This window comes from uncultured Capnocytophaga sp. (assembly GCF_937936315.1).
GTDB lineage: Bacteria > Bacteroidota > Bacteroidia > Flavobacteriales > Flavobacteriaceae > Capnocytophaga.
The window spans coordinates 1-12,074 of the sequence record NZ_CALGWU010000005.1 but is presented as its reverse complement, the minus strand read 5'-3'; the positions used below and the strand labels follow the sequence as shown (position 1 = coordinate 12,074).

12 protein-coding genes and 1 pseudogene are annotated in these 12,074 nt (G+C 37.7%); 10 read left to right on the top strand and 3 right to left on the bottom strand.

The features are described from left to right. Positions 1-77: 77 nt before the first annotated feature. The 10 genes and pseudogenes from Q0162_RS01130 to Q0162_RS01085 form a co-directional block, all read left to right on the top strand. Positions 78-329, top strand: a pseudogene (locus tag Q0162_RS01130) (hypothetical protein); the annotation flags it as partial. A 231-nt stretch (positions 330-560) separates the two neighbouring features. After that, on the top strand, positions 561-1,166 hold the full coding sequence (locus Q0162_RS01125) for a superoxide dismutase (protein ID WP_095900501.1): 606 nt from the start codon (positions 561-563) through the stop codon (positions 1,164-1,166). Further along, a complete protein-coding gene (locus tag Q0162_RS01120) occupies positions 1,159-1,644 on the top strand; it encodes a tetratricopeptide repeat protein (RefSeq protein WP_095900502.1) in 486 nt (161 codons plus the stop codon). The genes Q0162_RS01125 and Q0162_RS01120 overlap by 8 nt, the downstream gene beginning before the upstream one ends. A 4-nt stretch (positions 1,645-1,648) precedes the next feature. After that, a complete protein-coding gene (locus tag Q0162_RS01115) occupies positions 1,649-2,242 on the top strand; it encodes a peroxiredoxin (protein WP_297887783.1) in 594 nt (197 codons plus the stop codon). A gap of 5 nt (positions 2,243-2,247) precedes the next feature. Further along, the gene (locus tag Q0162_RS01110) at positions 2,248-3,690 is read left to right on the top strand and encodes a M17 family metallopeptidase (protein WP_095900504.1); all 1,443 of its coding nucleotides are present in this window, start codon (positions 2,248-2,250) and stop codon (positions 3,688-3,690) included. Next, positions 3,690-4,289 (top strand): YceI family protein, encoded by a 600-nt coding sequence (locus Q0162_RS01105; RefSeq protein ID WP_254424738.1) that lies wholly within the window; start codon positions 3,690-3,692, stop codon positions 4,287-4,289. The genes Q0162_RS01110 and Q0162_RS01105 overlap by 1 nt, the downstream gene beginning before the upstream one ends. Continuing rightward, complete coding sequence (locus Q0162_RS01100) at positions 4,286-5,260, top strand: ribonucleoside-diphosphate reductase small subunit (protein WP_009388529.1); 975 nt, start codon at positions 4,286-4,288, stop codon at positions 5,258-5,260. Before Q0162_RS01105 ends, Q0162_RS01100 begins: the two co-directional genes overlap by 4 nt. Before the next feature lie 54 nt (positions 5,261-5,314). Beyond that, complete coding sequence (def, locus tag Q0162_RS01095) at positions 5,315-5,896, top strand: peptide deformylase (RefSeq protein WP_095900506.1); 582 nt, start codon at positions 5,315-5,317, stop codon at positions 5,894-5,896. Positions 5,897-5,904: 8 nt separating this feature from the next. After that, positions 5,905-8,238 (top strand): ribonucleoside-diphosphate reductase subunit alpha, encoded by a 2,334-nt coding sequence (locus Q0162_RS01090; RefSeq protein WP_297887772.1) that lies wholly within the window; start codon positions 5,905-5,907, stop codon positions 8,236-8,238. A gap of 35 nt (positions 8,239-8,273) precedes the next feature. Next, complete coding sequence (locus tag Q0162_RS01085; protein ID WP_232748778.1) at positions 8,274-8,621, top strand: hypothetical protein; 348 nt, start codon at positions 8,274-8,276, stop codon at positions 8,619-8,621. Between the two features lie 385 nt (positions 8,622-9,006). Here Q0162_RS01085 and Q0162_RS01080 read toward each other — a convergent pair whose 3' ends face one another. From Q0162_RS01080 to Q0162_RS01070, 3 genes are all read right to left on the bottom strand, one after another. Beyond that, complete coding sequence (locus Q0162_RS01080) at positions 9,007-9,222, bottom strand: hypothetical protein (RefSeq protein WP_095900566.1); 216 nt, start codon at positions 9,220-9,222, stop codon at positions 9,007-9,009. Between the two features lie 30 nt (positions 9,223-9,252). Then, positions 9,253-9,702 carry a conjugal transfer protein MobA gene (mobA, locus tag Q0162_RS01075; protein WP_095900567.1) on the bottom strand — a complete coding sequence of 150 codons (450 nt, stop codon included), beginning with the start codon at positions 9,700-9,702 and terminating at the stop codon, positions 9,253-9,255. 871 nt (positions 9,703-10,573) lie between these two features. After that, positions 10,574-11,809 (bottom strand): site-specific integrase, encoded by a 1,236-nt coding sequence (locus Q0162_RS01070; protein WP_297887762.1) that lies wholly within the window; start codon positions 11,807-11,809, stop codon positions 10,574-10,576. Positions 11,810-12,074: the final 265 nt, after the last annotated feature.

Below are 12,074 nucleotides of genomic sequence, written 5' to 3'. Positions count from 1 at the left end.
CCGCTACATTTCAGGGCTTCTTTTTTGACTATAAGACTTTCAGTCATTTCTTTAGGCATTTAAGATATATTTTTATTTCGGTATTATTTTCCAAAGAAATCAAAAGTGTAAAAATCGGTAAATTGGTAAAGGATTTTTATATCAAACTCACCGAACTCTATGGGTAATTTCGGGTAGTGGGAGTGAATTACAATCTGATTGTAAAGATTTTGTATCGCAATTTTTCCGAAAAGAAAGCCTCCACCTATCTGTTTAAACTTGAAAAACAAACCGCTCAAATAGTGGCTATCTGTAAAGAAATTATGACTCTTTCGCAAAGATTAGAATAGCATCTCACCGAAAAAAACAAAAAATAAATAACGTGTAAAACATCAAACATTATTTTATATATTTGATTTACAAATTATTAAAAAACTATATTGAAAAGATAAATAAAAAAATCATCAATTTATTTTTTTAGATAAGTCTAAATTATTATTTTTGCAAATCTAAAAATATTAAAAATAATAATATTAAACAATTGAAAATCAATTAAGCTAACTATTTAAACCTGAAAAATAATGAATATTAATCACACACTCCCAGAGCTTCCGTATGACAAAAATGCTCTAAATTCGATTATTACAGAGGAAACTTTTGATTATCACTACGAAAAGCATCACGCTGCCTATGTAAACAACCTTGCGGGATTGGTAAAAGATACCGAATGGGCGGAAAAAGACATCGTGGACATCATCCGAAAAAGCTACAACGAAAACCAAGTAGCCATTTTCAACAATGCAGCTCAACATTGGAATCATTCCTTTTTTTGGAATTGTCTCTCGCCCGATGGCGGAAAAAATCCTACTGGAAAAATCGCTGAACTCATCAACCGCGATTTCGGAAGTTTTAAAAATTTTAAAGAACAATTCTCTGCCACTGCCGTAAAATTATTCGGTGCTGGTTGGGCGTGGCTGGCTCAAAATCAGGAAGGAAAATTAGAAATTCTCCCAATGAAAGATGCTTTCACTCCACTGACTGAAAATAAAACTCCTATCCTTACCCTCGATGTGTGGGAGCACGCCTACTATATCGATTATCGAAATGCAAGACCCAAATTCGTGGAAGGTTTTTGGGAACTTGTAAACTGGAATTTTGCTAACCAAAACTTGAAATATAATGAGTGATACTTGTGTAAACCATATCGAAAATTATTGGAAGATTTTAACCGAAGAAGCCAATGAATCTTTTAACGAAGGAAATTATGAAGTTGCTTTGAGTGGCTATCTAAATGCCTTGTACAGAGCTGAAGTGCTTAATGGTAATTTTCTCGATTGCGTCCGACTGAAAGTTCCTTTTGTACAATTGTACGTTGTTTCGTGTAACAACTTGGCAAATTGCTATCAGGAAATAAAAGATTTGAAAAATGCAGAGGAAATGTTGCAAAAAGTGATATATTTTCTTTTATATCTCTATGAAAAGAATTATAAAAAAGAAGAAATTCAGGGAGAATTGAAAAAATCTGTCATTAGTTACATAAACTTTATTCAAAAAAATAATTTAGATACAATAAGTAAAACTATTTTTTTAACTTACTTGAAAAAACGATTGATAACAAACAATTTAGAAAATATAAAAACATTTGATTATGTGCAATTCAATTAAAAAATTGGTTCAGAAAGAGCAATTACAACTCATCCAAAAAGGAATACTAAGCATTGGAGATAAATTACCAGAATTTGTTAAAAAAGCCGTTATTTCTACAAAGAAAGGCATAGAAATCTCTGAAATCACACACAACTACGCAGCCGAACAAGGAAAGTGGATGGTGCTTTTTTGGTGGCCTAAAGATTTTACTTTCGTCTGTCCAACAGAAATTATAGAATTTAATAAAAATAATAAAAAATTTCTGGAAAGAAACGCTATGTTGATTGGTGCTTCTACCGACACCGAATATGTACATTTAGGGTGGAGAGAAAATCATCCACAATTAGCAGAACTTTCTATTCCAATGCTTGCCGATACTTCCAAATCTTTAGCCGAAGAAATGGGAATTTTAAATTGCGAAGAAAAAGTTGCTTATCGAGCTACTTTTATCATTGACCCACAAGGAATTATACAATGGGTGAGCGTTTATCCTATGAATGTGGGAAGAAATGTAGATGAAGTACTTCGCGTATTAGATGCTCTCCAAACAGAAGAATTAACCGCTTGTGGGTGGAAGGCGGGAGAACAAACACTTTCTCAACAATTAAAAAAATAAATAAAATGATCGATACTTACCTTTATACAGAGCTAAAACGCTATACTGCCGACAAATTATCGTTTGAGAAAGGCACAATAATTCGTTTTATTCGTAGCCAAAAAGATTTGCAAAATATTGATATTCAGGAAAATTTGAAAGAAGAAATTCATCAGTCGTTTGAGGATAAGGAGAATAAACATTGGCATCTTTGGCAAGAAGAAAAAAGTTTGCTGGTAGCCGTTTCCAAATACGAATTAGAGGATTTAAGACAAGTAGGGGCAACCATTGTGCAACAACTACAACCATCTTCTGTTTCATCTTCGGTGGAGGCGGTTCTTGAAAATCTGGAACTTTTCTCCGAAAAAGAAAAATACGCCCTCTTGGAAGGTGTGTTGCTTAGCAGTTATCATTTTGATAAATATCTATCCAAAAAAAAGACGGGTAAAATCACGCTATTTGTTTCGGAAACCGCTCTTTCTGAAAAGCAATACAATGAACTTAACACAGTTCTTGAAGCCATTTCCCTCACCAAAAACGCAGTAAATGAACCTGTTAATTATATGGATGCTCTCAAGTTTTCAGAATGGGTGCAGGAAGCAGGTGAAAAATTCGGTTTTGGAACGGAAATTCTTCATAAAAAACAAATCGAAACCCTAAAAATGGGAGGTTTGCTCGGCGTGAATAAAGGCTCGGAAACACCACCCACTTTTAATATTATGCACTACAAACCGAAAAATGCGGTCAATTCTCAACCTTTGGTTTTGGTAGGCAAAGGTGTAATGTTCGATACGGGCGGTTACTCACTCAAAGTGGGCGGCGTAATGAGTACAATGAAATGCGATATGGCAGGTGGTGCCGCTGTATTGGGTATCATTTCGGTAATTGCGGGGAATCAATTGCCTTACTATGTGATTGGTATTGTACCCGCCACGGATAACAAAATCAATTCCAATGCCTTAGTGGTAGATGATGTGATTACCATAATGGACGGCACTACGGTAGAAGTGCAAAATACCGATGCCGAAGGACGACTTGTTTTGGCAGATGCACTTTGCTATGCGAAAAAATTCAACCCTGAATTAGTGATTGATATGGCTACGCTCACGGGAGCTTCGGCGGCGATTACAGGGAGTTTCGGAATTGCAGGACTTTCCAACCACCAAGAAAGTATCGATGCTCTAAAATCCATTGGCGAGGAAGTCTATGAACGCATTGTGCAGCTCCCTCTTTGGAAAGAATACGGCGAACTCATAAAATCTGATATTGCCGACCTTAAAAACATTGGCGGACCCATCGGCGGAGTGAGTACAGCAGCCAAATTTTTGGAGCATTTTACCGATTACCCTTGGGTACATCTCGATATCGCAGGGGCTGCTTTCCTCAAAGACAAAAAAGGCTATAAACAAAGCGGAGCAACAGCAGTGCCTGTAAGACTGATTTATGAATTTGTAAAAAGTAAATGCTAATGAAAATCAAAAAATTATTCATCGTACTATTAGGTATAGGAGGTACATTGTTGTATTCTTGTAAAAATGAAAAATCATCTTTTGAACCCGTTGAAAATTCAGCAAAAGTAGAATGGACGGCATATAAAACTACCGAGAAATTACCTGTAAAAGGAACTTTTCAATCGGTGGACTTAATCAACCTTTCAGAAGGAAAATCCATTGAAGATTTTTTAAACAATGCTGAGTTTTCTATTCGTGCTTTGGAGTTATCAACAGGAGATCCTTCCAGAGATGAAAAAATTAAAAATTCCTTTTTCGGATTGATGAACGAAGCAGGAAAAATATCAGGAAAATTCATTTTTGAAAACCATCAATGGACTATTAAGCTAAGAATGAATGGAGTTAGTGTGAATAATATTCCAGCAGAAATTCAATTCAAAGATAATTTATTGAGTGTCAAATCTTCTATCGATTTGAAAGATTTTAAAGCTTTGAAAGCCTTAGAAGTACTTAACTCAGTTTGTTTTGATTTGCATAAAGGTGTTGATGGTATAAGTAAAGTATGGGAAAATGTTGATATTCAGGCGTCTGTAAAATTAAAAGAAACTAAAAAATGATTACCGAACCCCTCTTACAAGACAACAAAGACCGCTTTGTCATTTTTCCTATACAGCACAATGATATTTGGCAATTCTACAAAAACGCCGAAGCCAGTTTTTGGACGGCAGAAGAAGTAGATTTGTCGCCCGATCTCCACGATTGGCAAAACAAACTCAACGACAACGAACGATTTTTCATCTCGCGAGTGTTGGCTTTTTTTGCTGCCAGTGATGGCATCGTGAATGAAAATCTTGCCATCAACTTCCTCCAAGAGGTGCAATATCCTGAGGCACGATGTTTCTACGGATTTCAAATTATGATTGAAAATATCCATTCCGAGATGTACTCGCTCCTCATCGATACTTATGTGAAAGACCCTGCCGAGAAGGATTATTTGCTTCGTGCCATCGAAACCATTCCGTGTGTTACCAAAAAAGCAAAATGGGCGTTGCGATGGATTACCAAAGGAAGTTTTGCCGAGCGACTCATCGCCTTTGCTGCGGTGGAGGGCATCTTCTTTTCAGGAAGTTTTTGCTCTATTTTTTGGCTCAAAAAACGCGGCTTGATGCCAGGGCTCACCTTTTCTAACGAACTCATCAGTCGGGACGAAGGCTTGCACTGCGATTTTGCTTGTTTGCTCTATGTCAATCATCTACAAAACAAACTTTCGGAAGAAACCATACGAGAAATCATCGTAGATGCCGTTGCTATCGAAAAGGAATTTGTTACCGATGCACTCCCTGTGAAACTCATCGGAATGAATGCCGAACTGATGTGCCAATACATCGAATTTGTAGCCGATAGATTGCTCGTTGCCTTGGGGTGCAATAAAGTGTGGAACGCTACCAATCCGTTTGATTTTATGGAACTTATTTCTCTGCAAGGAAAAACCAATTTCTTCGAACGGCGTGTAGGCGAATACCAAAAAACAGGCGTAGCACAAACCAACAGCGAACAAAACACCTTTTCACTCGATGAAGATTTTTAAAATAACTATTGGCTATCGGCCATTAGCTATTAGCCAAATAAAACCATTAAAAAAATGAAACTTCCCATATTTGCTTACGGAAATAATGTACTCAAAGTCAAGGCACAAGCCGTAGCCTCTGATTTTCCCAATTTGCACGAACTCATCGCCAATATGTGGGAAACGATGGAAAAGGCCAATGGCTGTGGGTTGGCAGCACCGCAGGTCGGAAAATCGTTGCGGTTGTTCGTTGCCGATTCTCAATTGCTTTACGAGGCGATGGACGAAAGGGATAAAATAGCCTATTTCGAAAAAGGCGACACGGGTATTCGGCGAGTGTTTATCAATCCGCAAATAAAAAATCTTTCCGAAGAACAATGGGAAGAAGCAGAAGGCTGTTTGAGTTTGCCCTTTTTATCAGGAAAAGTAGCCCGTTCGTGGTCGGTGGAATTGAGCTATCAAAACGAACAATTTGAAACCATCACCGAAACTTTTAGCGGAATGACTGCACGCGTGATTCTCCACGAATACGACCACTTGGAAGGCATTCTCTACATTGACCGCGTGAAACCCTTGGCGAAAAAACTGATGCAATCCAAACTCCAAAAACTATTGAAAGGAAATCTAGTTCCTGCTTATGCTATGAAATTCAAATAAAAAAAGAAATGTTTGTAATAAAGAGAAACGGAAAAAAAGAAGCCGTTCATTTTGATAAAATTACGGCTCGTATTCATAAACTCATCTACGGCTTATCAATTTCGGAAAAAGATGTAATTGAAATTGCTAAAAAGGTAATTCAAGGGATTTACGACAATGTTACCACTACCGAACTGGACAACCTCACTGCCGAAACCGCCGCTGCACAAACCACCATTCACCCCGATTTTTCGGTCTTGGCGGCACGCATCGCGGTGAGCAATTTGCATAAAAATACCCTCAAATCCTTTTCTAAAACCGCCAAATTGCTTTACGAATACACCGACCCTGTAACCCAAACCCACGCACCGCTCATCTCGGAAGAAATTTATAAAATCATTCGTAAAAACGCCGATGAACTCGACAGCAGTCTCATCTACGACCGTGATTATAATTTTGATTACTTCGGATTCAAAACCTTGGAGCGTTCGTACCTCATTCGCACCAACGGAAAGGTAACCGAACGACCGCAACATCTCTTTATGCGTGTCGCCTTGGGCATTCACAAAGAAGATATTCAGGCAGCGATTGAAACTTACAACCTGATGAGCGAAAAATGGTTTATCCACGCCACACCAACGCTCTTCAACGCAGGTACGCCCAAACCGCAAATGTCGTCTTGCTTCTTGCTGAGTATGACCGAAGACAGTATCGCAGGGATTTTCGATACCCTCAAACGCTGTGCTTTGATTTCGCAATCGGCAGGCGGAATTGGCGTGAGCATTCACAACATTCGTTCCACAGGCAGTTATATCAAAGGGACTGGCGGAATTTCCAACGGCATCATTCCGATGCTTCGCGTGTTCAACGATACGGCTCGTTATGTAGATCAAGGTGGAGGCAAACGCAAAGGTGCCATTGCCGTGTATATCGAACCGTGGCACTCGGATATTTTTGATTTTATTGATATTCGTAAAAATCACGGTAAGGAGGAGATGCGCGCAAGGGATTTATTTCCTGCCCTTTGGATTCCTGACCTCTTTATGCAACGCGTAGAAGCCGACCAAATGTGGTCGCTCTTTGACCCCAACGAAGCACAAGGGCTGTACGAGGTGTATGGCGAAAAATTCAACGAACTTTATACCACTTACGAAAACGAAGGAAAATTCCGCAAGCAAATCAAAGCACGCGAACTCTGGACAGCCATTCTCGAAGCTCAAATAGAAACCGGCACGCCTTATATGTGCTACAAAGATGCCGTGAATGAAAAATCAAACCAAAAGAACATTGGTACGATACGCAGTTCTAACCTCTGCACCGAAATTATGGAATATACCAACGCCGATGAGGTGTCGGTGTGCAATTTGGCTTCCTTGGCATTGCCTCGCTATGTTTCCAGTGGGGGATTTGATTTTCAAAAACTCTACGAAGTAACCAAAATCGTTACGCGAAATCTCAATAAAATCATCGATGGAAATTATTATCCCATTCCTGAGACCAAAACTTCCAACGACCGCCATCGTCCGATAGGCTTAGGCGTGCAGGGCTTGGCAGATGTGTTTTTACTCCTCCGTTTGCCCTTTGAAAGCCCAGAAGCTCGGAGGCTGAACAAGGATATTTTCGAGACGATTTATTTTGCCTCGATGGAAGCCTCGATGGACTTGGCAAAGGAGCAAGGGGCATACAGCTCGTTTGCAGGGTCGCCGCTTTCGGAAGGGAAATTTCAGTTTGATTTGTGGCAAGTTGTCCCTTCTGACCGTTGGGATTGGGAAAAACTTCGCCAAGAGGTGATGACCCACGGCGTACGCAATTCGCTTCTTTTAGCACCGATGCCTACCACCTCTACTTCGCAGATTTTGGGCAACAATGAGTGCTTTGAACCCTACACCAGCAATATTTATAACCGCCGTGTGCTTTCGGGCGAATTTGTGGTGGTGAATAAATTCTTACTCAAAGACCTCATCGAGTTGGGACTTTGGAACCCTACGATGAAAAACAAACTCATCGCCGAAAATGGTTCGGTGCAAAACATTCCTGAAATCCCTACGGAGCTGAAAGAATTGTACAAAACCGTTTGGGAAATCAAGCAAAAAACCATCATTGATATGGCGGCAGAGCGAGGAGCGTTTATCTGTCAGTCGCAGTCGCTCAACCTCTTTATGGCAGAGCCGAATTTGGCAAAGCTCACCTCGATGCACTTCCACGCGTGGAAAAGCGGACTCAAAACGGGTATGTACTACCTCCGCACCAAAGCCGCCGTAGATGCCATCAAATTTACCGTAGATACGCAGCTGCTTTTAGGACAATCACAAGTAGCCTGCTCGCTAGACAACCCTGAGGAATGTTTGGCGTGTGGAAGTTAACTTTCTATTGAAACTATTCGTTTTTATATAAAAAGATGGAAAATCAATCAAATAACGATTCTCTAATTTCTTTGGAAGAAAAGAAACTTGCTATTCGAGAAGTTTATTCTCAATTAAATAAAGAAGTAAGTATTGAAAAAAACATTTCTTTTGGAGAACAATTTGAGGTTTTAGTTGCGTATGTAGATTTTTTGATTCAGACGGATTTCAACAAGCTTATCAGCATACTTTATCGGGTAGATGTTTCGGAAGAAAAACTCAAAGTAGCCTTGCAAGAAAATAACAACACGCCCATCAGTAGGGTTATCGCTACGATGCTCCTGAAACGCGAACTTGAAAAACGGAAGTGGAGAACTTTGTATGAACAAAAACGTAAATGTTGATGACTCTGAAAAATTAATATAATAACGGAGATTAAGAACAAAGTAATTTCATTAAAATGGAGAGTAAACGGTGCATATATATTAAGAATTAGGATAAATGTTTTTCGTTTCAATACTCACATTTTGGTTCGATGACACTTGAGATTGTCTTACTATTAACCTTTTGAAAGAGGTAGAAGTTTTTTCGCCGATTTGTAAATAGTTCGTAACTCTGCGACATTGAGTTACGACACAAAACAAGTAAAATCAATGAAATTATTTCCGTTATTAAGTCGTTACCTTATATTATTCTAAATTAAACAAATTGTTTATAATCAATAATTTAAAGAACTGATTTTTTTCATTACATAGAAAATAAATCATATTCAACAAAATCAACTACTTATTACTTATATGATGTTTGGAAATGAGCCAAATTAGAATCGTTTTCGATGTGTTCAAGTTCGTTTTTGATAAGTTTGACAATATCTAACTTCACTTGCTTGTAATTGGTTTGTATTTGTTCTTGCATCTTATCTGTTCCCTCTTCATCTAAAAAGGATAGAATTTGCGGGATTTTCTGATAATTTTTCATCTCGGTATTTACCTTTTGGTTGTCCATACTTCCAAAAGATTACTTCCTCGATGTATTTTAGCGACCATTTTTCTTGTTTTTTTCAGTGATATGCTGTTCTAATTGTTGCGAAAGAGCCATAATTTCTTTACAGATAGCCACCATTTGAGCGGTTTGCTGTTCGAGTTTAAACAGATAGGCAGCGGCTTTCTTTTCGGAAAAATTGCGATACAAAATCTTTACTATCTGATTGTAATTCACGCCCACTGCCCGAAATTGTCCATAGAGTTCGGTGAGTTTGATATAAAAATCCATTACTGATTTATCGATTTTTACACTTTTGATTTCTTTGGAAAATAATACCGAAGTGATAAAATGAGCTTTGACTTTCATTCCTGATTGTTCGAAAAGAGATAAAAATCGAGTATGTTCTACCTGATTGAAACTGATAGTATACCGGTAAATAGCCTTATCTATTTTAGGAACTCTTCCTAATTTTCGTTTTTGAGGTTGTAATTTATTGTCCATATACAATTTCATTAGTAAGTAAAAACCACGACTTTGGAGAGGTTTTCGGCTCCCTGCAAGGGCAAGTGGTTTTGAGTGCCTAAACGCCTAATGCGTGCCTCAAAACACAACTTGCTCTGTTCGGGTGAACAGAAAATTCTCCCTAAAGGTCAAATTTTAATTAACCATAAGAAAAGAAGATAAACACTACAAGCTCATAAAGTGATTTAGGGCATATTAGCAATATATTTAATCAATCACTTACTTACAAAGTTATTTACAATTCTATGTAAAGCTATATGTATATTTGTACATTACTTTGCATTTACGTATCAACGTAAGCAAGTACGTACGAAGGTAAAAACGTAATTAGGTAGCTACATAGTTTGAAATTTTTTATTCGACAATGGGAGGAAAAGCGGTATTCGTTTCAAAAAACAATCTGTAAGAAGCGGCATTTTTCTCATATTTGACATTTTTTTTATTCGCTTAAAGGTCGGAATGAGCTGGTTTCGTTTCGAGTGCCATAAAAGGTCTGTGTTTAGCTTCTGCAAGGTTTTTCAAAAAAATACTACCCGCAGGACAACGGACAAGGGCTGGAGATTTTTTTGAAAACCCATCGGGCTTGACCTTGCAAGAAGCGTTAAGAACACAGAAATACCTTTGCACTCGAACAACGAACCGCCATTACGTGCCTTAAGTGTTTAAAACAGGGAAAATAGGTAAGTCTTAATGACGTATTTCTATTTGTGACAAACGAATATCCTTTTCCTTATTTGTTGAAGTCTTTTTCTCTTCTAATAGCTTTCTGTAAGGCAACAAAAAAATCCATTGACACATCTCTTTTTGAAATGTTATCAATGGATTTTAATTCTAAGAAGAAATTTGTTAGTTAGCCTATCTTTAAATTCTTTAATCGTTCGGCAGCAATTTCCATATCCTTGCTAATTTTCTCATTGGTGATTTTAGCATAAATCTGGGTGGTTTTGATATTCTTATGTCCCATCATCTTGCTAACACTTTCCAAGGGAACCCCTTCTGTTAAGAACAGAGTACCAAAGGTATGGCGTGCCCAGTGAAAGGAGATAGGTTTTTCACGAATGATGTTACAATCTTTCATCATCTTTTTAATCAGGAGGTTGCAATTAGCATTGGAGGGCGTAGGAAACAATGCCTCAGTACGAGTCGTACCCTCATATTTTTCAATAATTTTCTCGGCTATATCTAACAGACGTACATTACAGGGTACATCGGATTTCTGACGTCGTTTGATAAGCCATTTGTTGCCGTCAAAGAACGATTGTAAGTGGCTTCTTTTAAGTTGTTTGATATCAATATAAGAGAAGCCTGTAAAGCAACTAAAAACAAATAGGTCTCGTACTAATTCAGCAGAAGCACTCTTAGGGTGATATTGTAAAAGAGTTTCTACTTCCTCTCTAAGCAAATAGCCTCTGTCTTTCTCCTCCATAGAGCTTATGTAATTCTTAAAGGGATTGCGATAGATGATACCCTTGTCTATAGCTATTTCTACCATTTTACAAAGGGGCATCATATAAACCCATATTGTGTTGTGAGTAAGACTTTTATTAACTCTAAGATAGAAGTCAAAATCGTTGATAAAGTCTTCTGTAAGCTCTTTGAAAGAAATATCACTTCTGCGGTATTTGTACTGGATAAACTCGCTCAAATGAGTATATACATTCTCGTATTTGTTAAGCGTACTGTAACTTCTAACACCTTTTTCTACCATCAAGGCAAAGTCCTCTTTGAACTTCTCATAGACTTTTAGCAAGGAATCTTCCATTACTCCTATGCCTAGGAAAGTAGCTTTTAGCTTCTGAGCAGTAACCACTCCCTCGTACTTCATCAACACCTCATAATGAGTAATGATACGTGAGCGAATCTCTTCCAGCTTGCGATTGAGTTGGGTAGCTTCTTCTGTTTTACCTGTTACCCTTCCGTACTTCAAATCCCATTTCTGTGGAAGGATTTCAAGTTTGGTACTAAACTGAGCTACCTGATTGTCAATGGTAATACGCCCCATAATAGCAACCTTACCGTTCTTCTTTGGGGCATTCTTTTTAAGGTAAAACAATACCTTAAAGGTTGAGCGTTTTACTTTTTTCATACTCTAATTTTTTAATTTGCGAAAGTACTTTTTATCAAGTTACTGTACAATATGAAAAAAGGTGTAAAACACTGAAATATAACCTATTAATAAAAAATATTTTTCAGTATGGTAGGTAACGATTTAGAAACCTAATTTTGAAAAAAACTATCTAAAACATCTAAGACTCTGTCTTCTCTTATCTTCCTGTCAAAAAATTAATCCTCTTTGTATGAGCTAATTACATTATTTTTTGTAGTTTTGCTTTTTATTCGTAATTTTCTTT